A 24,922-nucleotide genomic window follows, 5' to 3' on the forward strand; every position below is an offset into this window, starting at 1 on the left:
GCTGTGTCAATCCGATGTCAAAGCAATTTTCACGCCAACTTGTCTCATCCCCTGGGCGTTTTTGTTTCTAATGGGCGAAAATATCCGTCTCGGACCAACCGTCGAGGTCGAGCTGGGCGCGCGCCGGCAGGAAGCGGAAGGCCGCCTCGGCCAGCGTCATGCGCCCTTCGCGCTGCAACATGACGTCGAGCCGGGCCTTCAGCTTGTGCAGGTGCAGCACGTCGGAGGCGGCGTAGGCGATCTGCTCGTCGCTCAGGGTATCGGCGCCCCAGTCGGAGGATTGCTGCTGCTTGCTGAGTTCGACGCCCAGCAGCTCCTTGCACAGATCCTTCAGGCCGTAGCGGTCGGTATAGGTGCGCACCAGGCGCGCGGCGATCTTGGTGCAGTAGACCGGCTGGGTGACGACGCCGAGATAGTGGCGCATCACCGCGATGTCGAAGCGCGCGAAATGGAACAGCTTCAGCCGGTCGGGATCGGCCAGCAGGGCGGCGAGGTTGGGCGCGTGGTACTGGCCGCGCGCGAACTGCACGAGATGGGCATCGCCGTCGCCCGACGAGAGCTGCACCACGCAGAGCCGGTCGCGATGGGGGTTCAACCCCATGGTCTCGGAATCGATGGCGACCACCGGGCCAAGGTCGAGACCGGCCGGCAGGTCACCGCGGTGAAGATGGTTTGTCATGGCGGTCGGTGGTGCCCTGGAGAAGACTCGAACTTCCACGCCTCGCGGCACTAGTACCTGAAACTAGCGCGTCTACCAATTCCGCCACCAGGGCACGGACCGCCGACCGGCGCATCGGTTAATGGCCGGGCCCAGCAATGTCAACCATTCATCGATTTCTCGTCCCACAGGCGGACGGCGTAGCCGTCGGGATCGAGCAGCTCGGCGCCGAAGCCCCAGAAAACCTTCTTCGGCGGATGGCCGTCGCGGGCGCCCCTGGCGGTCATTGCCGGGTAAGACGCATGCACGTCGTCGACCTGGAAGTAGAGCGCGAAGGCCTCGGGATGCGCCGGCACCGGGCCCTCGGCCAGGAAGATCGTGAAGTCGTGCTCGTCGCGCACCGCCACCGAGCGGCGGTCGGGCATCTCGAACTCGACGCTGAGCCCCAGCACCTCGACGTACCAGCGACGCGAGGCCTGCCAGTCGGAGACCGCCAGGCTCAGGTGATCGAACCTCAACATCGTCGCACCTCCCTGCCCCGCCTGTTCCGTCACGGCCGCGGCTGTACTATACGCCCGCCAGCAAGGCATTCGGCAGCGGGGCGGTCCATGGATATCCGGCAGGTCACGGTTTTCGGCGGAACCGGCGTCATCGGCCGCTACATCGTGCGCGCGCTGGCGGCCCGCGGCTATCGCGTGCGCGTCGCGGTGCGCCATCCCCAGCTGGCGGATTTCACCAAGCTGGCCGGCGATGTCGGCCAGGTGATGGCCGTGCTGGCCAACGTGCGCTACCCGCAGTCGGTGCGCGCGGCGATCGCCGGCAGCCAGGCCGTGGTCAACGCCTGCGGCATCCAGATCCAGCGCGGCCGACAGAAATTCAAGGCGGTGCACGACGACGGCTCGCGCCACATCGCCGAGGCGGCGCGCGACCTGGGCGTGGCGCGCGTGATCCACATCTCCGGGCTGGGCGCCGACAACCACCGCCCGGGCAACCGGCTCGTCGCCTCGAAGGCGATGGCCGAGCACCAGATGAACCGCGCCTTCCCCAGCGTCACCATCCTGCGGCCCAGCGTCGTGTTCTGCCCCGAGGACAAGTTCTTCAACCGCTTGGCGCTCAGCGCGCGCATGCTGCCCGTCGTGCCGGTGTTCAACGGCGGCACCGCGCGCTTCCAGCCGGTGCATGCCGGCGACATCGCCGAAGCCGTCGTGCGCGCGCTGGCCGAGGAGCGCACGCAGTTCGCCGTCTTCGAGCTGGGCGGCCCGCGCATCTACACCTATCGCGAGCTGGTCGAGCTCACGCTGCGCATGACCGGGCTGAAGCGCCGCATCGTAAGCCTGCCGGCCTTCCCGGTGCGCATCGGCGCCTTCTTCGCCGAGTTCCTGCCCAGCCCGCCGATCACCCGCGACCAGCTCGACCTGCTGCTGCGCGACAACGTCGTGCGGCCGGGCAGCCAGGGCTTCGCCGAGCTCGGCATCCAGCCGCGCAGCGCCGAGGCGATCCTGCCGATGTACCTCGACCGCTTCCGCGTCGGCGGCCGCTACGACATCGCGGCGCCGGCGTGAGCAGGCGCGTCGAGCTCAATCGCACAGCCCTCCCGGATTTCACCGCCCGCCAGCTCGAGGCGGTGCTGGCCCTGGTCGAGTACGGCAGCTTCGTCGCCGCCGCCGCCCGGTTGCGCATCTCGCAGCCGGCGCTGACGCGCACCGTCGCCCATCTCGAGGCCGAGCTCGGCGTGCGGCTGTTCGACCGCACGACGCGGCGCGTGCAGGTCACGCCCGCCGGCCGCGAGTTCGCCGCGGTCGCCGACCGCATGCTGAACGATCTGCGCATCACCGTGCAGAGCGTGCGCGAGGTGGCGCAGGAACGCCGCGGCCTGGTCGTCGTGTCGAGCGTCATGTCGGTGGCGGGTGCGGTCCTGCCGCGCCTGATCGCGCGCTATCGCGCCGACCGGCCGGGCGTCGAGATCCGGGTGCGCGAGAGCGTGCACGGCTCGGTGCTCGAGGACGTGCGCAGCGGCGTGGCCGATTTCGGCATCGGCTATATCGACGAGCTGCCGGATTTCGCGATCGGCACGCCATTGGGCCAGGAGACCTTCTGCGTCGTCCTGCCGGCGCGCCACAAGCTTGCCGCGCGCCGCACGCTCGGCCTGTCGGCGATCTCCGGTGAACCCATCGTCGCGCTGCCCGGCGATTCGCGAACCCAGCGCACCATCGACGCAGCGGCGGCGATGGCGGGCGCGCCGCTGCGGCAACTGGTGGTGGTGACGCAGATCGCCACCTTGCTGAGCTTCGTCGCGGCCGGCGTCGGGCTGGGCATCGTGCCGCGCGGCGCGGTGCGCGGGCCGCTCGGCCGCCAGTTGCGGGTGGTGCCGCTCGAGCCGCGGCTGATGCGCCGCATCGGCCTGATCGCGCTGCGCGAGCGTGAGCCGACGCCGGCCGCGTCGGGCCTGCTGGCGCTTCTGCGCCAGCGATGGTCGCGCTCGGATTGATGCCGTAACCGCAACAATCGGCGGCATCGGGTTCCGATTGGCATATCGCCGGCGGGCGCTATGCTTGCCGGATGCAGCTCGCCTCGCGCATCTACGAAGCCGACAGCATCGCCTCGGTGCAGGAGCTCTACCACGCCAACGGCTGGACCGACGGGTTGCCGATCGTGCCGCCGACCGAGGACGCGGTGCTGGCCTGCCTCGAGCGGGTGATGATGACGCCCGATCAGCTGATCGGCATCGAGCCGGTGCGCGGCCTGCCGATCGTCGCCGAGAAGCTCGCCATCAACGCCGTGATGGCCGGCTGCCTGCCGATGCATTTTCCGGTCGTCGTCACCGCCTGGATGGCGATGATGCGCGAGGAGTTCCTGATGCACGGCGCCACGGCCAGCACCGGCGGCTGCGCCGTGCTGGTGGTGATCAACGGCCCGATCCGCCAGGAGATCGGCGCCACGGGCAGCTTCAACGCGCTGGGCAACAGCGACCGCGCCACGGCGGTGATCGGCCGCGCCATCCGGCTCTGCCTGATCAACCTGATGGACGTGCGCCCCGGCGCGATCGACCGCTCGACCCTGGGCCACCCCGGCAAGTTCAGCTACTGCGTCGCCGAGGACGAGGACGACCTCGCCTGGACGACCTTGGCCGAGCAGCGCGGCCTGCCGCGCGAGGCCTCGGCGGTGACCGTGATGGCCGCCGGCGCGCCGCGCCAGATCATGAACGAGTGGACGACGAAGCCCGAGGAGATCCTCGAGACCTTCGCCGCCGAGATGCGCGCCAATCTGCGCCACTACTCGATCCATCCCGGCAATTACGCGCTGATCATCCCGCGGCAGCTGCGCGAGCATCTGCAGACGGCGAACTGGAGCAAGAGCGACATCGCCGCCTTCATCCACGAGCGCGCGCGCATCCATCGCCGCGAATGGGCCGATGTCGGCAAGGGCAACGTCGTGCGCGACCGCGGCGACAGCGTCTATCCGGCAATGCAGTCGGCCGACCAGTTGCTGGTGATCGCCGCCGGCGGGCCGGCCGGCGGCTTCGGCGCCGTGATCCCGCCCTGGCTCGGCGACAAGAGCCACGCCGTCACCCTGCCGATCGGCGCCTGCGTCGATTGCGAGCCGCCGCCTTCAGTCAAGGGAAGCGTCCCATGATCATCCGCGTCCTCGATCCCACGCCCGAGAAGACCGCGCCCGTGGGCCAGAAGGCGCCGCGGCTGGACACGCTCAGGGGCAAGACGGTGGGCTTCATCTCCAACGGCAAGGAAGGCAGCAAGGCCTTCTTCGCCCACATGGAGGATGTGCTGCGCAAGGAGTACGGCGTCGCCAATGTGGTGCTGCGCACCAAGCCCAACTACAGCGCACCGGCGCCGGCCGGCATCGTCGGCGAGATCCGAAGCTGGGACGCGGTGATCTCGGGCATAGGCGATTGAGGCTCCTGCTCATCGTGCAGTCTGCACGACGCTGTCTCCGCCGAGCGCCAGGGCGTGCCCGCCTTCGGCGTGATGACCACCAACTTCGTCAGCGCCGCCGAGCTGATGGCCAAGGTGCTGGGCATGCCCGGCTATGCCTTCGCCATCATCGACCACCCCGTCAGCAGCGCGACCGACGCCGGCCTGCGCGAGCGCGCCATCGCCGCGCTGAAGCAGGGCAGCGGGCTTCTGGTGAGGTAGGAGAGGGCCTTCCCTTCTCCCCGCGAAGGCGGGGAGAAGGTGCCGAGCGTCAGCGAGGCGGATGAGGGGCTTCCTCGCGCAATGACAAGCACCGTCGCTGTCGAGACTCCGCGAAGCCCCTCATCCGCCCTTCGGGCACCTTCTCCCCGCCGTCGCGGGGAGAAGGAAAGGCGTTACTTCTTCGCCGGCTGGGTCGGCCTGCGTGGCGGCGGCGCTGGCTGCTTCGCCAGCGCGGCGCCGCGCATCGCGTCCTTCGCGCGCCTGCCGAGGTCGCTGTCCTCGCCTGCCAGCGCGATCACCCGCTTGAGATCGGCATCGGAGCCGGCGCGGTCGTTGCGCAGGCGGCGTGCCAGGCCGCGCTCGAGCAGCGCATCGGGATAGTCCTTCTCCAGCTTCAGCGCCGCCTCGGCGTCGGCCAGCGCCTTGGCGGAATCGCCGGCGTTGCGCCAGGCCGCGGCGCGCAGGACCAGCACATCGGGACGGTCGGGCGACAGTTGCAGCGCGCGCGAGAGGTCGGACGCCGCCTCGCGCCAGGCCGACACCGCGGCGAAGGTGATGCTGCGGTCGACCCAGATGTCGGCGTTGCGCGGGTCGAGCAGGATGGCGGCATTTTGCATCGACAGCGCCTTCTCGCCAAGGCGCGCCGCCTGGTAGGCCTGTCCCGCCTGGGCGAAGGCCTCGGCGCGCAACTGCGCGCTCTGCCCGGTCATCTCGCGGCCAAGCTGCTCGAGTTGCGCGCCGGCCTCGACGAACTGGCCGGCGCCGTAAAGCGCGATGGCGATGCAATGGCGCGCGGCCATGCCGCCACCGTCCTTGAGCCATTCCTGCGCCGCGTTCAGCGCCTTGACCGGCTCGGCCCGCGCCTGGGCCATGCAGGCGCTGTAGCGCCGCGCCGGATCGAGCGACGGCCCCTGCGCCCAGGCAGGCGCGGCCGGCGCGGCGAGCGCGGCGATGAGGGTGAGGACGAGCGGACGCGCGATCATTGCCGCACACTTGCGCCAGGACGGCGCGCCGGGCAAGGGTGACGCATGACCTCCCGCCTTCTTTGCTTCGGCCTCGGCTACAGTGCGCGATATCTCGCCGCTCGCCTGCGGCGACGTGGATGGAGCCTCGTCGGCACCTGTCGCACGCCCGAGAGCACGGCGGCGCTCAGCGATGCCGGCATCGAGCCGCTGCTGTTCGATGGTCGGCAACCCGTCGCTCAGGAAGCATTCGCCGGTGTCACCCATGTCCTGTCCTCGGTTCCCCCCGACCACGACGGCGATCCGGCGTTTCGGCTGCATCGCGACTGGCTCGATGCTCATGCAGGCACTCTCGCCTGGATCGGCTACCTCTCGACCACCGGCGTCTATGGCGACACCGCCGGCGGCTGGGTCGACGAGACCTCGCCGCTGGCGCCGTCCAACGACCGCTCGCAATGGCGCGTGGTCGCCGAGCAACAATGGCTGGGATTGTGGCAGGGCCACGGCGCGCCGGTTCACGTCTTCCGCCTGCCCGGCATCTACGGTCCGGGCCGCAGCGCCATCGACCAGGTGCGCGCCGGCACGGCGCGGCGCATCGACAAGCCCGGCCAGGTCTTCTCGCGTATCCACGTCGAGGACATCGCCGCGACACTCGCGGCTTCGATCGAGAAGCCGCGCGGCGGCGCGCTCTACAATGTCGCCGACGACGAGCCGGCGCCCAACGCCCTCGTCATCGCCCATGCCTTCGAGTTGCTCGGCCAGCCGGTACCGCCGGCCATCCCCTACGACCGGATCGCGCCGTCGCTGACACCGATGGCGCGCTCGTTCTACGCCGACAGCCGGCGCGTGCGGAACAGGCTGATCAAGCAGGAGCTCGGCGTGCAACTGACCTATCCGACCTATCGCGAAGGCCTGCGCGCGATCCTTGCAGCCGCGCCGGTGCCATAGACTCCCGCCGCCGCCGGCGTGTAGCCTCTCGATTCTTCGAGGGGGAGATCCAGCGATGACGGATCGCGAAGACGACCTCGCACGCCTGCGCAAGGACAGCTTCAAGCGTCTGCGCGGCGGGACGTGGACGACCGATGCGACCGTGCTCAAGGCGATTGCCGACAGCAGCGCCAAGTTCCAGACCTTGGCCGATGGCAGCGGCACCTACGTCTACGACGAGTATACCGTCACCATCCTGAAAATGCCCGCTGACCTCAGCCCCGAAGAGTACATGCTGGAGTTCGCCAAGAGCCCCAATGCGGCGGTGAACAATGGCGCGTTCAACACCATCAACAAGTTCACCAAGCGAACGTCGACAGATCCGAAGATCGGCGACATCTACGACATCGACATCTTGGGACCCGACAACGGCTCGATCGCGCTGGTCGCGTTGTCGAAGGGCTTCGGCGAGACATCGGGCGACAGCTACTTCGACATCCAGACGATCAGTTGTGACAAGTACGGATCGCATCCGGAGAATGGCGCCCGCGAGTTCGGCTTCCACTACGTGGAGGAGGGCGTGATGTTCTACACGAGGGGCGTGTCGCGTCCCGGCAACTTCGTCCTGCGCTTGGCCGGCGCCGGCCCGCAGATGGCGAGCTGGACCGCCATGATGAAGGGCATCAGCGAGGCGATTCGCCTGCGCGGCGGCACGCCGAAGCAGAACTCCTTTACCGCGACGAAGTTCGAGAAGCCCTGAACGGGACAGCCTGTCAGTCGGCCCGCCGACACATCCCCTCGACCGCGGCGAGCAAACGATCGATGTCCGATGGTGTCGACAGGCGGTGATCGCCGTCTTTGGTCAGGGTAAAGGCGATGTCGGGCGCCTCGATGTGCTCGAGCAGGCGCTGCGACAGCTGCCACGGCACGTCGGGATCCTTCATGCCGTGGAACAGGTGCACCGGACAGTCGAGCCGCAATGGCGAGGTGAGCACGAGGTGGTTGCGGCCTTCCTCGATCAGCGTGCGCGTCAGGATCGTCGGCTCTGGCGAGTACTGGCTGGGGCGCACCAGGCGGCCGTCGCGCTCGAGCTCGGCGCGGTCGGCCGGCGAGAGATTGGCCAGCAGCAGCTTCTCGGTGAAGTCCGGCGCGGCGGCGATGCCGATCCAGCCGGCGACGCGCGCACCCAGCCGCCTGGCCGCGAGCAGCGACAGCCAACCGCCCATGCTGGAGCCGACCAGCACGAGCTTGCCGCGCGCGGCCCTCTCGATCACCGCCAGCGAATCCTCGAGCCACACGCCGATCGTGCCGTCGGTGAACTCGCCGCCCGACTGGCCGTGGCCCGAATAGTCGAAGCGCACATAGGACTGGCCGGTGCGCCGCGCCCAGGCGTCGAGCGACGTCGCCTTGGTGCCGGTCATGTCGGAGCGGAAGCCGCCGAAGAAAATGACTGTGGGCAACTGCCCGCCGACGACATGGTACGCGATTGTCGCGCCGTCGGCCCGTGTTAGTGTTTGCGGATGGTCGCTGCCTGTCGTCACGGCTTCGTTCTCTCAAGCGATGATCGTACCGGGCGGATGCGCCCGTGAGCGACGTTCCTACCATCTCCGACGTAACGACGGCGAGCCGCCCGCCCAGCGTGCTGCAGCTCGTGCCGGCGCTCGACCGCGGCGGCATCGCGCGTGCGGCCATCGACACCGCCGCCGCGCTCGTCGCCGCCGGCGGCAAGGCGCTGATCGCCGGCGGCGGCCAGGCGATGGCCGGCGAGCTGCGCCGCCTGAAGATCACGCATCTCGACGTGGCGCTCGACGCCGACGGCCTGGTCGCCGCCTATGCCGGCCTGCGCCGGCTGCGCGAAGCCATGGCCGGCCGCGAGATCGACATTCTCCACGCGCGCTCGCCCGCGACGGCGTGGATGGCACGTCGCCTGGCGCGCGAGCATGGCAGGCGCTACGTCGCAACTGCACACGCGCCCAGTGGCGCCGGTGCCTGGACGCATCGCTGGCTCGACGAGGCGCAGGCGGCGGCCGACCGCGTGATCGCCGTGTCGGACCACGTCGCGCACGACCTGCGCCAGCGCCATCGTCTTCCCGAGGCGCGACTGCTGACCATCCGCCCCGGCATCCACCTCGATCGCTTCGATCCGGCGACCGTGCGGCCGGACCGCGTGATCCGGCTGGCGACTCAATGGCGCCTGCCGGACGATCGCCGGATCGTGCTGTTCCCGGCGCGGCTGAGCGAGGACCGCGGCCAGGCGCGCCTGGTCGACGCTCTGCGCGAGCTCGACCGCGACGACGTCCATTGCCTGTTCGTCGGCGGCGAGACTCCGGCCACGGCCTTCGAGCGTCGCCTGCAGGCGCTGATCGAGGCCAAGGGACTGGGTGGCCGCGCCGCCATCGCGTCCTACTGCGAGGACATGCCGGCGGCCTACATGCTGGCCGATGTCGTCGTCGCCGGCGGCGATGGCGAAGGCTTCAGCCGCGTCATCGCCGAGGCGCAGGCGATGGGTCGCCCGGCGGTCTGCGACGCCGCCGGCGGCGCGGTCGAGGCGATGGTCGCGCAGGTGACCGGCTGGAGCGCGCCGCCGGGCGTCGCTTCGGCCCTGGCCCGCAGCCTGGAGCGCGCGCTGTCGCTCGACGCCGAGGCGCGCGCCCAGCTGGCGTCCCGAGCCCGCGCCCATATCCGCGAGCGCTTCAGCGTCGAGCGCATGGGGCGCGAAACCGTGGCGCTCTATGCCGACATGATGGCCGTGCCCTGATGGGACCGCCGGCACCCCCATGTCGATGACCGGCAAGCACGTCTCGTTGCGCCAGCAAAGCCTTCGCGCGGTACCCGAACCGCTGTGGGATCGGAGCGATCTCGAAACCCTCGTCCTGTCGGAGAACGAGCTGTCGCAGGTGCCGGACGGTGTCGGCCGCCTGAAGCGGCTGCGCATGCTCGATCTTGGCCACAACCAGCTCACGAGCCTGACCGAGGCGCTGGGCGAGATCGAAGGCCTGAGCGACTTCCTCTATCTCCACAACAATCGCCTCAGCGATCTGCCGCGATCGCTCGCGCGGCTGACCCGGCTGCGCTACCTGAACATCAGCCAGAACGCCTTCGCGGCCCTGCCCGAAGCGGTGACCGGCATGACCGGCCTGGTCGAGCTGCGCGTGACCGACAATCCCCTGACGTCGCTGCCCGAAGCGATCGGCCGGCTGACGAGCCTGCGCGAGCTGCACCTGCGCAACGATGCGCTGTCGTCCTTGCCGCAGGCCGTGGGCGACCTGCGCGAGCTGCGGCTGATCGATCTGCGCGGCAATCCGCTGGCCCATCTGCCCGCGGCCCTGGCCACGCTGCCGCGTCTGGAGAAGATCGATCTGCGTTGGGTGACCACGCTTCAGGCGCCTTCCTGGTTCGCCGATCTCGAGGCGCGCGGCTGCCTGATCTATCGCTGAGGATCGGCCTGCGACACCTTGACAGCGCTGAGGGCCATCAGTACCTCCATGCCCATGATCGACTTTGACCGAGCCATCGCGCGCCTGTGGGGTGCGCACCGTCGAACGTCGACCGACCGAACTTGAGGCGGCCGGACCCTTTGGCATGTCCAGGGGACAGACCGGCCTGGCGCGCAACTCCTTGAGACGGCGCGCTTTTTCAGGGTGATGCCATCAGGCACGCCCGTTCCTTGCCTCCCGTTCTCCGAGTTCATCCCATGATCAATCTGTCTTTGCCGGATGGCAGTATCCGGTCGTTCGACAAGCCCGTCTCCGGCGCCGAGCTCGCCGCCAGCATCGGTCCCGGCCTCGCCAAATCGGCGCTGGCGGTGAAGGTCGATGGCGAGATGCGCGACCTTGGCCGGCCGATCGAGCGCGACGCCAAGGTCGCCATCGTCACGTCGAAGGATCCCGACGCGCTCGAATTGCTGCGCCACGACGCCGCCCATGTGCTGGCCCAGGCGGTTCAGGAACTCTATCCCGGCACGCAGATCACCTTCGGCCCGGCGACGGAGAGCGGCTTCTACTACGACTTCGCGCGCGCCGAGCCGTTCACGCCCGAGGATTTCGAGAAGATCGAGAAGCGGATGGCGGAGATCGTCGACCGCGACCTGCCGATCGAGCGCGAGGTCTGGGACCGCGCCCGGCTGAAGGCGTTCTTCGTCGAGCACGGCGAGAGCTTCAAGGCCCAGTGGTCCGACGAACTGCCGGCCAACGAGGAGATCACGGTCTATCGCCAGGGCACGTGGCAGGACATGTGCAAGGGCCCGCACCTGCCCTCGACGGGCAAGCTCGGCAAGGCGTTCAAGCTGATGCGCGTCTCCGGCGCCTACTGGCGCGGCGACGCCAGGAACGCCCAGCTGCAGCGCATCTACGGCACGATCTTCTTCAGCGACAAGGAGCTGAAGGCGCACCTCACGCAGCTCGAGGAGGCGGAGAAGCGCGACCATCGCCGCATCGGCAGGGAGATGGCCCTCTTCCACCAGCAGGAAGAGGCCGCCGGCATGGTGTTCTGGCATCCCAAGGGATGGCAGCTCTGGCGCACGCTCGAAGCCTTCCTGCGCCGGCGTCTGGACGCCGGCGGCTATGTCGAGGTCAAGACACCGCAGCTCGTGGATCGCCGTCTCTGGGAGGCGTCGGGCCACTGGGAGAAGTTCCGCGAGAACATGTACATCTCGGAGAACGAGGAGGGCCTGCGCGCGTTCGTCGCCAACCCGAACGAGCGCATCTTCGCGCTCAAGCCGATGAACTGCCCGTGCCACGTGCAGATCTTCAACCAGGGCCTCAAGAGCTACCGCGACCTGCCGCTGCGCCTGGCCGAGTTCGGCTCGTGCCACCGCTTCGAGCCGGCCGGCGCGCTGCACGGCATCCTGCGGGTGCGCAACTTCACGCAGGACGACGCGCACATCTTCTGCACCGAGAAGCAGATCGAGGCGGAGACGATCCGCTTCTGCGACCTGCTGCGCGGCATCTACCGCGACCTCGGCTTCCCCGAGTTCTTCGTGAAGTTCTCGGACCGGCCGCCGGTGCGCGCCGGCAGCGACGCGGTGTGGGACCAGGCGGAGGCGGCACTGCGCGACGCGTCGAAGGCCGCCGGCATCGAGCTGATCCTCAATCCCGGCGAGGGTGCGTTCTACGGGCCCAAGCTGGAGTTCGTGCTGCGCGACGCCATCGGCCGGGACTGGCAGTGCGGCACCTTGCAGGTCGATTTCCTCATGCCGGAACGTCTCGACGCGTCCTATGTCGGCGAGGACGGCGCGCGCCATCGTCCCGTCATGCTGCATCGCGCCATATTCGGCTCGATGGAGCGCATGATCGGCATCCTGATCGAGAACTACGCCGGCCGTTTCCCGCTGTGGATGGCACCGACGCAAGCGGTGGTATGCACGATCGTCAGCGACGCCGATGGGTATGCGCAGGAGGTGGCGCAGGCGTTGGCCGAAGCCGGGTTGCGGGTCGAGACCGATCTGCGCAACGAGAAGATCAACTACAAGGTCCGCGAGCATTCGCTGGCCAAGACGCCGGTGCTGATCGCCGTCGGCAACCGCGATGTCGGGGGCCGCACGGTTTCCATCCGCAGATTGGGCAGCGATCGGCAGGAAACCCTTGCGCTGGCGGACGCCGTCCATAGATTGAAGGAGGAGGCGCGCGCGCCGCTGTAACGGCGCGCCCTTTCGTGCGTTGTGTGAGAGCTGCCGGCGATATCCGCCGGCGGCAACCGGAGATGGAGATGCAGCGATAGCCAGGCCGATGCAGCAATCCGCGCCGACCCGCGACGGGCCGCGCGTGAATCGAGAGATCCGGGCCCAGCGGGTCCGCCTGATCAACGAACTCGGCGAGATGGTGGGCGTCCTCGACGTCCGCGAGGCCGAGGAGATGGCGATGGAAGCCGGTCTCGACCTGATCGAGATCTCGCCCAACGCCGATCCGCCGGTGTGCAAGATCGGCGATTACGGCAAGTACAAGTACGAGGCGCAGAAGAAGGCCAACGAGGCGCGCAAGAAGCAGAAGGTGATCGAGGTCAAGGAGATCAAGCTCCGCCCCGGCATCGATGACCACGACTACGACGTCAAGATGCGCCAGATGCGCTCGTTCCTTGAGGAAGGCGACAAGGTCAAGGTCACGCTGCGATTCCGCGGCCGCGAGATGGCGCACCAGGATCTCGGGGTGAAGGTGCTCGAGCGCGTACGCGACGAGCTCGCCGACCTGTCCAAGATCGAGACCTATCCCCGGCTCGAGGGCCGGCAGATGGTGATGGTGCTGACCACCAAGTAACGCTCAGCGCCGAGAGGCGCCGGACCATGCCGGCGCCTTCCAGGCGGACGCGACCTCAGACGATCTTCAGCCGCACATCGACATTGTTGCGGGTCGCGTTCGAGTACGGGCACACCCGATGGGCCTTCTCGACCAGCGCCTGCGCCTCATCCGCCGGCAGGCCGGGCAGCGACACCGCCAGATCGATGTCGAGACCGAAGCCGCCCTCCGAGCGCGGGCCGATGCCGACCGACGCGGTGACCTTCGCATCCGCCGGCACCTTGCCGCCGGCGACGGCCTTCATGGCGCCGATGAAGCAGGCGGCATAGCCGGCGGCGAAAAGTTCCTCCGGGTTGTTGCCAGGGCCACCCGCGCCGCCCAGTTCCTTGGGCGTGGCCAGCTTGACGGCAAAGCTGCCGCTTTCGGTAGCGGCTTGGCCATCTCGACCGCCGGTGGCGGTGGCGGAAGTGCGGTACAGAACCTTCACGGACATTGGATATCTCCTCGGGCAGAAACGATGCCCGGTATATAGCGCCAAATTAGATTGTGTACAATTTAATTGGACATCATATAACCGTGATTGACCCAAGCACAAATAAATGGTGCGCAATAGAATTGACGACGACATATTACCGACATGACCAAGATGTCCGCCCTCAGCCTGTCCAACCAGATGTGCTTCGCGGTCTATTCCACGGCGCATGCGCTGAACCGCGTCTACAAGCCCCTGCTCGAGCCGCTGGGCCTGACTTATCCGCAGTACCTGGTGATGCTGGTGCTGTGGGAGGCCGATGGGCTTTCGGTGAAGGAGATCGGCCAGCGCCTGCGCCTCGACTCGGGCACGCTGACGCCGCTTCTCAAGCGGCTGCAGGCGGCCGGCTTGGTGCGCCGCGAGCGCGACACCAGCGACGAGCGCCAGGTCCGCATCGGCCTGACCGTCAAGGGCGAAGCGCTGCGCAAGAAGGCCGAGGCGGTGCCGCACGGCCTGCTCGGCGCCACGGGCTGCACGCTGGAGGAGGTGCAGGCATTAAAGGCGGAGCTGGAGCGGCTACGCGAGCGGCTCGATGAGGCGGAAGCCACCAGCACTCGGGGATGAAAAGCCGTCCCGCCCCGTAGAGCTGCATGACGATGCAGTCATACACGCGGAGCTTGCACTGTGAAGCGGCTTGTCATCATCGTACTGGCTGGCGCGGCGTCGGCGTGCGCACCAACGCCCGAGAGCATCCAGCCAGCCTACGTCAGCGAGGTGCCGTACCAGAGCTGGTCGTGCCAGCAGCTCGGCGAGGAAACGCTGCGGCTGCACGCGGCGCTGGCCACGGCATCGCACCAGCAGAGCACGGCCCGCTCCAACGACATCGCCGGCGTGATTCTGCTCGGCCTGCCGGTGGCATCGATGTCGGGCCAGAGCATCGCGCCGCAGATCGCCCGCTATAAAGGCGAGCAGGAAGCAATTGTCCGGGCCATGCGCGCCAAGGGATGCCCGGCGATCTACCTGCCGCCGCCGCCATCGCCGCCGCCCGCCACGCCGCAACCGCCGGCTGACAACACCAGGGTCTGAGCCGTGCAGAGGGTGCCTCGGGCGTCTTGCGCCCCCCTCCCCGCCTCTGTATAACCCCGCGTCCTTTCGGACGGCCTGGCGTAAAGGGCATGCCATGGCGGTTCGGAAACATCCCGCCGACGAGCACGTCGGCAGCGCCCCCAGAGGGGCGCTAACTATTTGAACGAGGATGCAAATGCCCAAAATGAAGACGAAGAGCGCTGCCAAGAAGCGCTTCTCGCTGACGGCCACCGGGAAGGTGAAGATTCCCGTCGCCGGCAAGCGTCACGGCATGCGCAAGCGGTCCAACCGCTTCCTGCGCCAGGCCAGCGGCACGGTGATCGCTTTCGAAGGCGACGCGCGCAAGATCAAGCGCAACTTCCTGCCCAACGGCTGAGCGGAGGACACCCAACATGGCACGCGTCAAACGGGGCGTTACCGCCCGCGCCGCCCACAAGAAGGTTCTCGATCTCGCCAAGGGCTATCGGGGCCGCTCCAAGAACGTCTTCCGCGCCGCCGTCGAGAAGGTCGAGAAGGGCCTTCAGTACGCCTACCGCGACCGCCGCGCCAAGAAGCGGAACTTCCGCGCGCTGTGGATCCAGCGCCTGAACGCCGCGGTGCGCGAGCACGGCATGACCTACTCGCAGTTCATCCACGGCGCGCAGAAGGCCGGCATCGAGCTCGACCGCAAGGTGATGTCCGACATCGCCGCGCGCGAACCCGAGGCTTTTAAGGCCCTGGTCGAACAAGCCCGGGCCGCGCTCTGAACCTCGTACCCGGCCCTGCGCCGGGTCCATCCGAAGCGAAGGGGAGCGCCGGGCGACCGGCCTCCCCTTTTCGTGTCCTGACCTCAGCGTTTGAGGATCCTGCCATGGACGATCTCTCCACCATCCGCGACGAGACGCTGGCCGCCATCGGCGCTGCCGGCGATCTGCGTGCGCTCGACGCCGTGCGCGTCGCCGCCCTGGGCAAGAGCGGGCGCGTCACCGGCCAGATGAAGACCTTGGGCAGCCTGACGCCGGACCAGCGCAAGCATTTCGGAGCGCGCGTCAACACGCTGAAGAGCGAGATCGAGGTGGCGATCTCGGCGCGCAAGATCGAGCTCGACCGCGCGGCGCTTTCCGCAAAGCTCGAGAACGAACGCATCGATGTCAGCCTGCCGACGCGGCCCGAGCGCACGGGCCACATCCATCCGCTGAGCCAGACCATGGACGAGGTCTGCGCCGTGTTCGGCGAGATGGGCTTCGTCTGGGCCGAGGGTCCGGACATCGAGGACGACTGGCTCAATTTCGAGTCGCTGAACTTCCCGCCCGACCATCCGGCGCGGCAGATGCAGGACACCTTCTTCCTGCCGCCGCGCGAAGACGGCATGCCCATGGTGCTGCGCACCCACACCTCGCCGGTGCAGTCGCGCACGTTGCTCGATCCCGAGACCAAGAAGATGCTGGCCGCCGGCGGCTCGTTGCGCGTGATCGTGCCGGGCCGCACCTATCGCGTCGACAGCGACCAGACGCACTCCCCGATGTTCCACCAGGTCGAGGGCCTGGTGATCGACCGCGTCACGCACATGGGCCACCTCAAGGGCTGCCTCACTGATTTCTGCCGCGCCTTCTTCGAGATCGACGATCTGCCGCTGCGCTTCCGCCCGTCCTACTTCCCGTTCACCGAGCCGTCGGCCGAGGTCGATATCGGCTGCTCGTGGAAGGGCGGCGAGCTGCGTATCGGCGCAGGCGACTCGTGGCTCGAGATCCTGGGCTGCGGCATGGTGCATCCCAACGTGCTGAGCAATTGCGGTGTCGATCCCGGCGAGTTCCAGGGCTTCGCCTTCGGCATGGGCATCGAGCGCATCGCGATGCTGAAATACGGCATCCCCGATCTGCGCACCTTCTACGAAAGCGACCTGCGCTGGCTGCGCCACTACGGCTTCAACCCGCTGGACGTGCCAAGCCTCACCGGAGGGCTGGGACGATGAAGTTCACGCTCTCCTGGCTGCGCGAGCATCTCGATACAGAGGCCTCGCTGGAGCAGATCACGCAGACGCTGACCATGCTCGGCCTGGAGGTCGAGCAGGTGATCGATCGCGCCGAGAAGCTCAAGGGCTTCGTCACGGCCCATGTCGTCGAAGCCAAGCCGCATCCCAACGCCGACAAGCTCAGGGTCTGCAAGGTCGACGCCGGCAACGGCGTCGTGCAGGTCGTCTGCGGCGCGCCCAACGCGCGCACCGGCATGAAGGGCATCTTCGCCGCGCCGGGCCTGTACATCCCGGGCACCAGGCTGGATCTCAAGCCGGGCAAGATCCGCGGCGAGGACAGCAACGGCATGCTTCTGTCCGAGCGCGAGCTGGAGCTGAGCGAGGATCACGACGGCATCATCGATCTGCCTGAAGACACGCCGATCGGCCTGCCGGCAGCGCGGGCGCTGGGCCTCGACGATCCGGTGATCGAGATCAAGGCCACGCCCAACCACGCCGAGGCGCTGGGCGTGATCGGCATTGCGCGTGATCTCGAGGCTGCCGGCATCGGCCGCCGCAAGCTGCCGGATCTCGCCAAGGTCGCCGGCGGCTATGCCAGCCCGGTGAAGTGGACGCATGGCTACGAGGTCAAGCCGGGGTCGCCCTGCCCGATCGTCGTCGGCCGCTACTTCCGCAATGTCAAGAACGGCCCGAGCCCGGCCTGGCTGCAGAAGCGGCTGCGCGATATCGGCCTGCGACCGATCTCGGCGCTGGTCGACATCACCAACCTGGTGACCTTCGACCTCAACCGCCCGCTGCACGTCTTCGACGCCGCCAAGCTGTCGGGCGACCTCGTCATGCGCCAGGCGCGCGACGGCGAGACCATCCTGGCGCTCGACGGCAAGACCTACACGCTCGATTCGACCATGGCAGTGATCGCCGATTCCAAGGCGGTGCACGGCATCGGCGGCATCATGGGCGGCGAGCATTCCGGCGTGTCGGAGACGACGACCGAGTTGTTCCTCGAGGTCGCCTACTTCGATCCCAAGAGCGTCGCGGCCACCGGCCGCAAGCTCGGCATCATGTCCGACGCGCGTTACCGCTTCGAGCGCGGCATCGATCCGGAGTCGGTGTGGTGGGGTGCCGAGGTCGCCGCACGCCTGATCCTCGAGCTGTGCGGCGGCGAGACCAGCGAGCTCACATCGAGTGGCACCATGCCGGCCTGGCAGCGCAGCTACATGCTGCGGCCCGATCGCATCACCAGCCTCGGCGGCCTGGTGGTCGAGCCGGCGACGCAGGTCGATATCCTGCGCAAGCTCGGCTTCGAGCCCTCGGGCAGCGGGCCGTGGACCGTCGCTGTGCCGTCGTGGCGCGGCGACGTCGAGGGCGAGGCCGATCTCGTCGAGGAGATCGCGCGCGTCTTCGGCTTCGATCACCTGCCGGCGGTGTCGATGCCCAAGGTGGCGACCATGCCCAAGCCGGTGCGCGACGCCATGCAGCGCCGCGTGCCGCAGGCCAAGCGCGCGCTGGCCGCCCGCGGCATGGAAGAGGCGATGAGCTTCTCGTTCATGTCCTCGGCGCTGGCGGCGAGGTTCGGCGGCGTGCCCGACACCCTGAGGCTGCTCAATCCGATCGCCTCGGACCTCGACGTGATGCGCCCGTCGATCCTGCCCAACCTGCTGCAGGCCTGCGGCCGCAACGAGGCGCGCGGCCTGCGGGACGCCGCCCTGTTCGAGGTCGGCCCGACCTACCAGGACCCGACGCCCAGGGGGCAGCGCTTCGTCGCGACGGGCGTGCGCTACGGCCGCGCGGTGCAGCGTGGCTGGACCGGCCCGGAGCGCAACGCCGACGCCTTCGACGCCAAGGCCGACGCGCTGGCGGCGCTGGCGGCGATCGGCGCGCCGGTCGAGAACCTGCAGACCAAGGCGGCGGCGCCTTCCTGGTACCACCCCGGGCGCAGCGGCACCCTGCTGCTGGGCGACCGGCCCTTCGCAATCTTCGGCGAGATCCATCCCGAAATCCTGGCCGACCTCGACCTGCGCGGACCTGTGGCCGCCTTCGAGGTTTTCATCGACGCACCGCCGCCGCCCAAGGCCAGGGGCAGCAAGGCGCGCAGCATGCTAAAGCTCTCGCCGCTGCAGCCGCTGGACCGCGACTTCGCCTTCATCGTCGATGCGGCGGTGGCGGCCGAGACGCTGAGCCGCGCCGCGCGCGCCGCCGACCGCCAGATGATCGTCGCCGCGCAGGTCTTCGACGTCTATGCCGGCACCGGCGTGCCCGATGGCAAGAAATCGGTGGCGCTGTCGATCACCATCCAGCCGATCGACAAGACGCTGACCGACGCCCAGATCGAGGCCATCGGCCAGAAGGTCGTGGCCCAGGTGGCGAAGCAGGCCGGCGGGACGCTGCGCGGATAGATCCGCGCGGTCTGGCGCAGTCGTTGCAGTGCGTGTGAATGTCCCCTAGGCTTCTCGGCGTGAGCGTGACCGGGGGAGACGGACCATGATCAAGTTTGCGCGCATATGGGGTGTCGGCTCGCTCGTTGGCATCGCCGGCATCCTGATCGGCTTCAGCGGCGCCACGCCGGCGCTCGCGCAGGACAAGCCCGTCGAGTGGAAGGCCACGTGCCTCTGCGAGAGCGGATTGAACCAGCAGTCGATCACGGCGATCATCGAGATCAACGACCGCAATCGCGAGGCCTACGGCAAGCAGATCCTCGGCGGCGGGGCCGAGCTGCGGGCGACCGTCACGTTGGTGGGCGGTGCCTGCACCTGGCCCAGAGGTTGCGGCAAGACTTCGTCACGCAAGCCCAAGGGCGACGGCACGTTCATCAGCGAGACCGTCGACAACAAGACGATCCAGGGCACCTTCCGGGTCCGGATCAACGGAACCGGCGACATTCCTCGCAAGACCGTCGATGGCAAGCGCATGTTGGACGAGGAACGCTGGAAGACAGCCAAGGTCATCAGCATCACGGGCCTCAAGCAGCCCTGATCGGATGCCAGGGAAGGCGTCAGCCGTCCCAGACGTTCTGTGGCATCGGCAGCCTGGCGAAATCGGCGTCACCCAGCGGGGGCGCGTGCGGCACGCCCTCGCGTTCGAGCAGCATCATCCATTGGCGTACATGCTGGCCGCAGTGCCAGGTCGTGCGCTCGAACAGCTCATGCATGGTCTGCGGGCCGTAATAGGTGTCGAGCGTGCCCGTGCCGTCGCGGTCCGACGTCTTCGCCCACCAGGCGTCGAGCCGTTGCCTCACCTGGGCACCGTAGTCGGCGACCCATTCCATGGTGGCGTCCTCGGCCGGCACCTCGCGGAAGGCGTCCTGCACCAGGGTGATGCCGTCGATCGCGTCGAGGAAGGCCGCGACCACCCGGAACATGTGGAACGACAGGTGGCGGTAGCTGCGCGGCCGGCCCGGAACGTGGATGTCCAGGCGGTCGGCCGGCATCAGCGGCAGGAGCGCGATGGCCGCGTCCATGAACCTGTCGAGCCGCGCATGCAGCTCGGCCGGCGTCAGGTCGGGGCTCGTCTTCTCGTCCAGGCCGACGAACTCGACGATCGCCTTCAGGCTCTGGGCGTAGGTGTACTTGTCGCCGCGCGAGAGCACCGGCACCGAGCGCGCGCCCAGCGCCTTGAGCTCGGCCAGGCCGGCTTCGTCATCGAGCACATTGACGGATACATAGTCGACCGCACGGGCCGATAGAAACTCCTTGAGTCTCAGGCAGCTGGTTCAACCAGGCTGCCAGAAAACCTTGAAGGGAGGCTGGGTCTGCATGGTGCCCTCCGGGGTCGCCCAGGAGCCTCGCGCGCCGGCGGCGGCGGCGCAAGCCACTATCCCTTGTGTTTTCGGCGTCCCTGCCCCACTTCCAGACCGGCCCGGCGGTTGCGGCGGCGGCCCGATCCCGCTACACCCCGCGCGCCCCCTTGATCCTGAACCCCGGCCACGGAACCCCAGCCCGCGATGACCGAGCTTTCGCAGATCCGCAATTTCTCGATCATCGCGCATATCGACCACGGCAAGTCGACCCTGGCCGATCGCCTGATCCAGCGCTGCGGGGCCATCGCCGACCGAGAGTTCCACGACCAGCTGCTGGATTCGATGGATATCGAGCGCGAGCGCGGCATCACCATCAAGGCGCAGACGGTTCGCCTGAACTACAAGGCCAGGGACGGGCAGCACTATGTCCTGAACCTGATGGACACGCCGGGCCACGTCGATTTCGCCTACGAGGTCAGCCGCTCGCTGGCCGCCTGCGAGGGCTCGCTGCTGGTGGTCGACGCCTCGCAGGGCGTCGAAGCGCAGACTCTCGCCAACGCCTATCACGCCATCGAGGCCGGGCACGAGATCATCCCGGTGCTCAACAAGATCGACCTGCCGGCGGCCGAGCCCGACCGCGTGCGCCAGGAGATCGAGGACGTCATCGGTCTGGACGCGTCGGACGCGGTGCTGATCTCGGCCAAGACCGGCATCGGCATCGACGACGTGCTGGAGGCGATGGTCGCGCGCCTGCCCTCGCCCAGGGGCGAGCGCAACACGCAGCTCAAGGCCATGCTGGTCGACAGCTGGTACGACCCGTATCTCGGCGTCGTCACCCTGGTGCGCGTCAAGGACGGCGTGCTGCGCAAGGGTATGAAGATCCGCATGATGTCGACCGGCGCGGCCTACGACATCGACAAGGTCGGCCACTTCACGCCCAAGCCGGTCGACGCCGCCGAGCTCGGGCCGGGCGAGGTCGGCTTCATCATCGCCGGCATCAAGACCATCTCGGACTGCAAGATCGGCGACACCATCACCGACGACAAGAAGCCGGCCGCCGAAGCGCTGCCCGGCTTCAAGCCCTCGGTGCCGGTGGTGTTCTGCGGCCTGTTCCCGGTCGATGCCGACGACTACGAGAAACTGCGCGATTCCCTGGCGAAGCTGCGCCTGAACGACGCCAGCTTCCACTACGAGCCCGAGACCAGCGCGGCGCTGGGCTTCGGCTTCCGCTGCGGCTTCCTCGGGCTGCTGCACCTGGAGATCATCCAGGAGCGGCTGGAGCGCGAGTTCGACCTCGACCTGATCACCACGGCGCCCTCGGTGGTCTATCGCATCGCGCTGCGCGACGACACCGCCATGGAGCTGCACAACCCGACCGACTATCCCGACCCGATGCGCATCGAGCGCATCGAGGAGCCGTGGATCAAGGCCACCATCATCGTGCCCGACGAGCATCTCGGCTCGGTGCTGCAGCTCTGCCAGGAGCGCCGCGGCGTGCAGCAGGACCTGACCTATGCCGGCACGCGCGCCATGGTGGTCTACCGCCTGCCGCTCAACGAGGTGGTGTTCGACTTCTACGACCGGCTGAAATCGGTGACGCGCGGCTACGCCAGCTTCGACTACGAGATCGCCGGCTACGAGGAGGGCGACCTGGTGAAGCTCAGCATCCTGGTCAACGGCGAGCCGGTCGATGCGCTCTCCATCATCGTGCACAAGAGCCACGCCGAGAGCCGCGGCCGCGTGCTGTGCGAGAAGCTCAAGGACCTGATCCCCAAGCAGCTGTTCAAGATCGCCATCCAGGCGGCGATCGGCGGGCGCATCGTGGCGCGCGAGACGATCAGCGCCCTGCGCAAGGACGTGCTGGCCAAGTGCTACGGCGGCGACATCTCGCGCAAGCGCAAGCTGCTCGACAAGCAGAAGAAGGGCAAGAAGCGCATGCGCCAGATCGGCGACGTCGAGATCCCGCAGTCGGCGTTCCTCGCGGCGCTGAAGACCGGGGGCTGATCTCCCTTCTCCGTCATCCCGAGCGACAGCGAGGGATCTTCAAGGATTCCTCGCTGCGCTCGGAATGACAGCGGAGGCGGCCTCACCGCTTGCGGTGATAGAAGATGCGCGCCAGGCCTTCCTTCGGCTTGCGCCGGCGGAAGCCGCGCCACAGGCAGAACAGCGCGGGGATCGCGAACAGAGGCGCCGTCGGCACGAGGAACAGCGGCTCGACCACCCAGGCGATGGCCTCGTCGGGCAGATTGCGGCGCAGGAAATGCTGCGTCGCCTCCAGCGCCCGGGGGCTGACGGCGAACCATGATTCGGAGAACGAGGAGAGGCGGAACCCGCCGCCCTTCGTCCGGTTGAAGAGATCCGCCGCGAGCGCGCCCAGCGCCACGGCAGCGAAGGCGAGCCCGAGCAGCCGCCAGATCCACATGGCGCCCTCCGGTCGGGGCGCAGACTAGCATCCCATCCACAGTCGCGAAGCGGGAAATGCCCCGGGCGACTGTTCAGCGCACACGTGCGAGCAGACGCCGCGCCCGCTCGGCTACTGGCAGGTCGATCATCGCGCCCTCGAAGGCCACGGCGCCCTGCCCGTCCGCGACCGCAGCGTCGAAGGCCGCCAGCAGCCGGCGCGCGCGATCGGCCTCGGCGACGCTCACCCCGTATTCTTCATTGATGATCGGCACGTGCAGCGGGTGGATGCAGGCGGTGCAGGCGAAGCCCAGGCCGCGCGAGCGCTTCAGGCTCTCGCGATAGCCCTCGAGGTCGGAGAAATCGGCGAAGCGGCCGACCGAGCCCAGCGGCAGAATGCCGGCGCCGCGCGCCGCCGCCACCACCATCATGGCGTAGACATAGAGCGCGTCGCCCGTCGGCGCGCCGCCCAGCTCGGTCGACAGATCCTCCGCGCCGATGCCCAGCGCCACGACCCGCGGATCGGCCGCGGCGATGGCGCCCAGCGACGGCAGCGCCTCGGGCGTCTCGACGATGGCGATGAAGCGCGTGTGGCCGGGCTTCAGCCCGAGCGCCGCCTCGCGCACGGCGACGATCTCGGACAGCAGCTTGACGTGCTCCGGCCCCATCACCTTGGGCAGCATCAGCGCGGCCACGCCGGGCATGATCGCCGCGGCGATGTCGGGCACCGACATCTCCATCGGCCGGTTGATGCGCACCACGACATCGGCGCCGGCCTGGGCCACGGTCCCGGCCGCCTCGGGCAGCGCGCGGCGCGCGAGCTCCTTCTCGTTGGGCGCGACCGAATCCTCGAGGTCGAGGATGATGGCGTCGGCGCCGCGCGTGTGCGCCTTGGCGATGAAGTTCGGCTTGGTCGCCGGCACGAACATCAACGAGCGCCAGGTCGGCAGGTCGGGGCGGGGCGGCATTCGGAGGACTCCCATCAAGCAGACGTCATCCCGAGCGAAGCGAAGGATCTCTCGGTGCGACGACCAAACGGAGGCGTTCGTCTTCGAACACCGCCGGGTCCTTCGCTGCGCTCAGGACGACGAAAAGGCATGCGCCGCGCCCGATGCGATCATCGAGTCGATCTCCTCGCGCGTGTAGCCGATCTCGGCCAGCACGTCGGCGGTGTGCTCGCCCATGACCGGCGCGTGGCGTTCGTCGCTGCGCGCGCCGCCGGAGAAGGTGTTGGCCACCCGGGTGCGGCGGATCCTTCCCTGCGAGGGATGCTCCTCGGCGCGGAAGAAGCCGACATCGTCGAGATGCGGATCCGACAGCAGATCGTCGATCGAGTTGTAGCGCGCGGCCGGCACGTCGAGCGTCTCGAAGATCGCCAGCCATTCGGCCGTGGTCTTCTGCGCCAGGCCCTCCATGCGCACCTTGAAGTAGGCCGCGGCATTGGCGGTGCGCGAGGCGGCGCTGTCGAAGCGCGGATCGGTCTTGAGCTCGGGCCGGCCGATGGCGTCGAAGAAGGCGAAGGCCTGCGGGTTGGTGTTGGGCCCGACGGTGATGTAGCCGTCTTTCGTCGGCAGCGGCCGGTAGTCGGGGCTGAGCAGCCTGCCGTCGCCAGTGGGCCCGACCGGCGGATCGAAGGTTGCGGCGCCGAGATGCTCGCTCATCACGAAGGAGGCCATGTTCTCGAACATCGGGACGTCGATCGCCTCGCCGACGCCGGTCTTCTCGCGGCGATAGAGCGCGAAGCCGATGCACTGCGCGGCGATCAGCCCCGTCGTGTGGTCGGTCATCACCATGGGCACGAAGCGCGGCTCGCCGATGGCGCGCTCGAAGGTGCCGGCGACGCCCGACAGCGACTGCACGATGGGATCGTAGGCCGGCCGGTTGAAGTAGCGGCCGCCGCGGCCGAAGGCGAGGATCGAGCAATGGATCAGGCGCGGGTTGTCCTTCGACAGGCTGGCGTGATCGAGCCCGGCGCGTGTCAGGCCCTCGGGCCGCACGTTGCTGACGAAGACATCGGCGCCCGCGATCAGGCGGCGCATCGCTTCGATGCCCGGGGCCTGCTTGAGGTCGAGGCAGATCGAGCGCTTGTTGCGGTTGAAGTTGATGAACTTGCCGGACATGCCGGGATGGCGGCTGCCCTGCGCCATGGTGCGCAGCAAATCGCCGCCGGGCGCCTCGACCTTGATCACGTCGGCACCCTGGTCGGCCAGGGTGCGGGTGCAGATCGGCCCGACGACGACGGTGGTGAGGTCGACGACCCGCACGCCGTCAAGCGGCCCGCCGGTCATGGCCGTTCCTCATATCGCCTACCTTCCCCCGGAGGGGGAAGGTGCCCGAAGGGCGGAAGGG

The 24,922-nt window shown here is 68.4% G+C and carries 28 protein-coding genes and 1 tRNA gene; 19 read left to right on the forward strand and 10 right to left on the reverse strand.

Annotated features, from left to right (window positions below; translation table 11 throughout):
• Window positions 1-67 precede the first annotated feature (67 nt).
• From KF889_07740 to KF889_07750, 3 genes are all read right to left on the reverse strand, one after another.
• Window positions 68-679: a ribonuclease D gene (locus tag KF889_07740; protein ID MBX3499320.1), complete on the reverse strand. Its 612-nt coding sequence runs from the start codon at window positions 677-679 to the stop codon at window positions 68-70.
• Window positions 680-688: 9 nt separating this feature from the next.
• Window positions 689-773: transfer RNA gene (locus tag KF889_07745), tRNA-Leu, on the reverse strand.
• Window positions 774-819: 46 nt separating this feature from the next.
• Window positions 820-1,179, reverse strand: a complete 360-nt coding sequence (locus tag KF889_07750) for a VOC family protein (protein MBX3499321.1) — start codon at window positions 1,177-1,179, stop codon at window positions 820-822.
• Between the two features lie 87 nt (window positions 1,180-1,266).
• Between KF889_07750 and KF889_07755 the strand changes: the two genes are divergently transcribed.
• From KF889_07755 to KF889_07775, 5 genes are all read left to right on the forward strand, one after another.
• On the forward strand, window positions 1,267-2,220 hold the full coding sequence (locus tag KF889_07755) for a complex I NDUFA9 subunit family protein (protein MBX3499322.1): 954 nt from the start codon (window positions 1,267-1,269) through the stop codon (window positions 2,218-2,220).
• A complete protein-coding gene (locus KF889_07760) occupies window positions 2,217-3,146 on the forward strand; it encodes a LysR family transcriptional regulator (GenBank protein MBX3499323.1) in 930 nt (309 codons plus the stop codon). The genes KF889_07755 and KF889_07760 overlap by 4 nt, the downstream gene beginning before the upstream one ends.
• Window positions 3,147-3,217: 71 nt before the next feature.
• A complete protein-coding gene (locus tag KF889_07765; protein MBX3499324.1) occupies window positions 3,218-4,291 on the forward strand; it encodes a hypothetical protein in 1,074 nt (357 codons plus the stop codon).
• Window positions 4,288-4,569, forward strand: a complete 282-nt coding sequence (locus KF889_07770; GenBank protein ID MBX3499325.1) for a hypothetical protein — start codon at window positions 4,288-4,290, stop codon at window positions 4,567-4,569. The genes KF889_07765 and KF889_07770 overlap by 4 nt, the downstream gene beginning before the upstream one ends.
• Window positions 4,570-4,623: 54 nt before the next feature.
• Window positions 4,624-4,809, forward strand: coding sequence for a hypothetical protein (locus tag KF889_07775; GenBank protein ID MBX3499326.1), 186 nt, complete (start codon window positions 4,624-4,626; stop codon window positions 4,807-4,809).
• Window positions 4,810-4,982: 173 nt separating this feature from the next.
• Here KF889_07775 and KF889_07780 read toward each other — a convergent pair whose 3' ends face one another.
• Window positions 4,983-5,792: a tetratricopeptide repeat protein gene (locus tag KF889_07780; GenBank protein MBX3499327.1), complete on the reverse strand. Its 810-nt coding sequence runs from the start codon at window positions 5,790-5,792 to the stop codon at window positions 4,983-4,985.
• 45 nt (window positions 5,793-5,837) lie between these two features.
• On the opposite strand from KF889_07780, the gene KF889_07785 reads away from it, so the two are divergent.
• Both KF889_07785 and KF889_07790 read left to right on the forward strand, forming a co-directional pair.
• The gene (locus KF889_07785; protein ID MBX3499328.1) at window positions 5,838-6,719 is read left to right on the forward strand and encodes an SDR family oxidoreductase; all 882 of its coding nucleotides are present in this window, start codon (window positions 5,838-5,840) and stop codon (window positions 6,717-6,719) included.
• 55 nt (window positions 6,720-6,774) lie between these two features.
• Window positions 6,775-7,458, forward strand: a complete 684-nt coding sequence (locus tag KF889_07790; GenBank protein ID MBX3499329.1) for a hypothetical protein — start codon at window positions 6,775-6,777, stop codon at window positions 7,456-7,458.
• A gap of 13 nt (window positions 7,459-7,471) precedes the next feature.
• Here KF889_07790 and KF889_07795 read toward each other — a convergent pair whose 3' ends face one another.
• Window positions 7,472-8,119, reverse strand: a complete 648-nt coding sequence (locus tag KF889_07795; GenBank protein ID MBX3499330.1) for an alpha/beta hydrolase — start codon at window positions 8,117-8,119, stop codon at window positions 7,472-7,474.
• A gap of 164 nt (window positions 8,120-8,283) precedes the next feature.
• Here KF889_07795 and KF889_07800 point away from each other — a divergent pair, with 164 nt between their 5' ends.
• The 4 genes from KF889_07800 (at window position 8,284) to infC (ending at window position 12,949) form a co-directional block, all read left to right on the forward strand.
• Window positions 8,284-9,456, forward strand: coding sequence for a glycosyltransferase (locus tag KF889_07800; protein ID MBX3499331.1), 1,173 nt, complete (start codon window positions 8,284-8,286; stop codon window positions 9,454-9,456).
• 25 nt (window positions 9,457-9,481) lie between these two features.
• Window positions 9,482-10,135 carry a leucine-rich repeat domain-containing protein gene (locus KF889_07805; GenBank protein MBX3499332.1) on the forward strand — a complete coding sequence of 218 codons (654 nt, stop codon included), beginning with the start codon at window positions 9,482-9,484 and terminating at the stop codon, window positions 10,133-10,135.
• A gap of 257 nt (window positions 10,136-10,392) precedes the next feature.
• Window positions 10,393-12,336 carry a threonine--tRNA ligase gene (gene thrS, locus KF889_07810; protein ID MBX3499333.1) on the forward strand — a complete coding sequence of 648 codons (1,944 nt, stop codon included), beginning with the start codon at window positions 10,393-10,395 and terminating at the stop codon, window positions 12,334-12,336.
• A gap of 88 nt (window positions 12,337-12,424) precedes the next feature.
• Complete coding sequence (infC, locus tag KF889_07815) at window positions 12,425-12,949, forward strand: translation initiation factor IF-3 (protein ID MBX3499334.1); 525 nt, start codon at window positions 12,425-12,427, stop codon at window positions 12,947-12,949.
• Between the two features lie 55 nt (window positions 12,950-13,004).
• On the opposite strand, the gene KF889_07820 is transcribed toward infC, so the two are convergent.
• Window positions 13,005-13,421 (reverse strand): organic hydroperoxide resistance protein, encoded by a 417-nt coding sequence (locus KF889_07820; GenBank protein MBX3499335.1) that lies wholly within the window; start codon window positions 13,419-13,421, stop codon window positions 13,005-13,007.
• 144 nt (window positions 13,422-13,565) lie between these two features.
• Between KF889_07820 and KF889_07825 the strand changes: the two genes are divergently transcribed.
• From KF889_07825 to KF889_07855, 7 genes are all read left to right on the forward strand, one after another.
• Window positions 13,566-14,024, forward strand: coding sequence for a MarR family transcriptional regulator (locus KF889_07825; GenBank protein MBX3499336.1), 459 nt, complete (start codon window positions 13,566-13,568; stop codon window positions 14,022-14,024).
• A gap of 60 nt (window positions 14,025-14,084) precedes the next feature.
• The gene (locus KF889_07830) at window positions 14,085-14,486 is read left to right on the forward strand and encodes a hypothetical protein (GenBank protein MBX3499337.1); all 402 of its coding nucleotides are present in this window, start codon (window positions 14,085-14,087) and stop codon (window positions 14,484-14,486) included.
• A gap of 175 nt (window positions 14,487-14,661) precedes the next feature.
• Window positions 14,662-14,862 (forward strand): 50S ribosomal protein L35, encoded by a 201-nt coding sequence (rpmI, locus tag KF889_07835; GenBank protein MBX3499338.1) that lies wholly within the window; start codon window positions 14,662-14,664, stop codon window positions 14,860-14,862.
• Between the two features lie 16 nt (window positions 14,863-14,878).
• The gene (rplT, locus tag KF889_07840; GenBank protein ID MBX3499339.1) at window positions 14,879-15,232 is read left to right on the forward strand and encodes a 50S ribosomal protein L20; all 354 of its coding nucleotides are present in this window, start codon (window positions 14,879-14,881) and stop codon (window positions 15,230-15,232) included.
• A gap of 104 nt (window positions 15,233-15,336) precedes the next feature.
• A complete protein-coding gene (pheS, locus tag KF889_07845) occupies window positions 15,337-16,437 on the forward strand; it encodes a phenylalanine--tRNA ligase subunit alpha (protein MBX3499340.1) in 1,101 nt (366 codons plus the stop codon).
• Window positions 16,434-18,833 carry a phenylalanine--tRNA ligase subunit beta gene (pheT, locus tag KF889_07850; protein ID MBX3499341.1) on the forward strand — a complete coding sequence of 800 codons (2,400 nt, stop codon included), beginning with the start codon at window positions 16,434-16,436 and terminating at the stop codon, window positions 18,831-18,833. The genes pheS and pheT overlap by 4 nt, the downstream gene beginning before the upstream one ends.
• Window positions 18,834-18,918: 85 nt before the next feature.
• Window positions 18,919-19,410, forward strand: coding sequence for a hypothetical protein (locus KF889_07855; GenBank protein MBX3499342.1), 492 nt, complete (start codon window positions 18,919-18,921; stop codon window positions 19,408-19,410).
• 19 nt (window positions 19,411-19,429) lie between these two features.
• Here KF889_07855 and KF889_07860 read toward each other — a convergent pair whose 3' ends face one another.
• Window positions 19,430-20,083, reverse strand: coding sequence for a DinB family protein (locus KF889_07860; protein ID MBX3499343.1), 654 nt, complete (start codon window positions 20,081-20,083; stop codon window positions 19,430-19,432).
• A 294-nt stretch (window positions 20,084-20,377) separates the two neighbouring features.
• On the opposite strand from KF889_07860, the gene lepA reads away from it, so the two are divergent.
• Window positions 20,378-22,177: a translation elongation factor 4 gene (gene lepA / locus KF889_07865; protein MBX3499344.1), complete on the forward strand. Its 1,800-nt coding sequence runs from the start codon at window positions 20,378-20,380 to the stop codon at window positions 22,175-22,177.
• A gap of 82 nt (window positions 22,178-22,259) precedes the next feature.
• On the opposite strand, the gene KF889_07870 is transcribed toward lepA, so the two are convergent.
• The 3 genes from KF889_07870 to KF889_07880 all read right to left on the reverse strand — a co-directional run bounded on the left by KF889_07870 (window position 22,260) and on the right by KF889_07880 (window position 24,861).
• Window positions 22,260-22,595, reverse strand: coding sequence for a hypothetical protein (locus KF889_07870; protein ID MBX3499345.1), 336 nt, complete (start codon window positions 22,593-22,595; stop codon window positions 22,260-22,262).
• A 73-nt stretch (window positions 22,596-22,668) separates the two neighbouring features.
• Window positions 22,669-23,541: a CoA ester lyase gene (locus tag KF889_07875; GenBank protein ID MBX3499346.1), complete on the reverse strand. Its 873-nt coding sequence runs from the start codon at window positions 23,539-23,541 to the stop codon at window positions 22,669-22,671.
• Window positions 23,542-23,652: 111 nt separating this feature from the next.
• Window positions 23,653-24,861 carry a CoA transferase gene (locus tag KF889_07880; protein MBX3499347.1) on the reverse strand — a complete coding sequence of 403 codons (1,209 nt, stop codon included), beginning with the start codon at window positions 24,859-24,861 and terminating at the stop codon, window positions 23,653-23,655.
• Between the last annotated feature and the right edge of the window lie 61 nt (window positions 24,862-24,922).

This window comes from Alphaproteobacteria bacterium (assembly GCA_019635875.1).
Taxonomy (GTDB): domain Bacteria; phylum Pseudomonadota; class Alphaproteobacteria; order Reyranellales; family Reyranellaceae; genus JAFAZJ01.

Bases quoted from the DNA above. Each gene is read 5' to 3' on its own strand.
- KF889_07870 (MBX3499345.1), bottom strand. From the start codon at position 22,595: ATGTGGATCTGGCGGCTGCTCGGGCTCGCCTTCGCTGCCGTGGCGCTG.
- KF889_07875 (MBX3499346.1), bottom strand. From the start codon at position 23,541: ATGCCGCCCCGCCCCGACCTGCCGACCTGGCGCTCGTTGATGTTCGTG.
- KF889_07820 (MBX3499335.1), bottom strand. From the start codon at position 13,421: ATGTCCGTGAAGGTTCTGTACCGCACTTCCGCCACCGCCACCGGCGGT.
- pheS (MBX3499340.1), top strand. From the start codon at position 15,337: ATGGACGATCTCTCCACCATCCGCGACGAGACGCTGGCCGCCATCGGC.
- KF889_07780 (MBX3499327.1), bottom strand. From the start codon at position 5,792: ATGATCGCGCGTCCGCTCGTCCTCACCCTCATCGCCGCGCTCGCCGCG.
- KF889_07785 (MBX3499328.1), top strand. From the start codon at position 5,838: ATGACCTCCCGCCTTCTTTGCTTCGGCCTCGGCTACAGTGCGCGATAT.
- lepA (MBX3499344.1), top strand. From the start codon at position 20,378: ATGACCGAGCTTTCGCAGATCCGCAATTTCTCGATCATCGCGCATATC.
- infC (MBX3499334.1), top strand. From the start codon at position 12,425: ATGCAGCAATCCGCGCCGACCCGCGACGGGCCGCGCGTGAATCGAGAG.
- KF889_07795 (MBX3499330.1), bottom strand. From the start codon at position 8,119: ATGACCGGCACCAAGGCGACGTCGCTCGACGCCTGGGCGCGGCGCACC.
- KF889_07790 (MBX3499329.1), top strand. From the start codon at position 6,775: ATGACGGATCGCGAAGACGACCTCGCACGCCTGCGCAAGGACAGCTTC.
- KF889_07755 (MBX3499322.1), top strand. From the start codon at position 1,267: ATGGATATCCGGCAGGTCACGGTTTTCGGCGGAACCGGCGTCATCGGC.
- thrS (MBX3499333.1), top strand. From the start codon at position 10,393: ATGATCAATCTGTCTTTGCCGGATGGCAGTATCCGGTCGTTCGACAAG.
- KF889_07750 (MBX3499321.1), bottom strand. From the start codon at position 1,179: ATGTTGAGGTTCGATCACCTGAGCCTGGCGGTCTCCGACTGGCAGGCC.
- KF889_07825 (MBX3499336.1), top strand. From the start codon at position 13,566: ATGACCAAGATGTCCGCCCTCAGCCTGTCCAACCAGATGTGCTTCGCG.
- pheT (MBX3499341.1), top strand. From the start codon at position 16,434: ATGAAGTTCACGCTCTCCTGGCTGCGCGAGCATCTCGATACAGAGGCC.
- rplT (MBX3499339.1), top strand. From the start codon at position 14,879: ATGGCACGCGTCAAACGGGGCGTTACCGCCCGCGCCGCCCACAAGAAG.
- KF889_07855 (MBX3499342.1), top strand. From the start codon at position 18,919: ATGATCAAGTTTGCGCGCATATGGGGTGTCGGCTCGCTCGTTGGCATC.
- KF889_07805 (MBX3499332.1), top strand. From the start codon at position 9,482: ATGACCGGCAAGCACGTCTCGTTGCGCCAGCAAAGCCTTCGCGCGGTA.
- KF889_07765 (MBX3499324.1), top strand. From the start codon at position 3,218: ATGCAGCTCGCCTCGCGCATCTACGAAGCCGACAGCATCGCCTCGGTG.
- rpmI (MBX3499338.1), top strand. From the start codon at position 14,662: ATGCCCAAAATGAAGACGAAGAGCGCTGCCAAGAAGCGCTTCTCGCTG.
- KF889_07740 (MBX3499320.1), bottom strand. From the start codon at position 679: ATGACAAACCATCTTCACCGCGGTGACCTGCCGGCCGGTCTCGACCTT.
- KF889_07880 (MBX3499347.1), bottom strand. From the start codon at position 24,861: ATGACCGGCGGGCCGCTTGACGGCGTGCGGGTCGTCGACCTCACCACC.
- KF889_07770 (MBX3499325.1), top strand. From the start codon at position 4,288: ATGATCATCCGCGTCCTCGATCCCACGCCCGAGAAGACCGCGCCCGTG.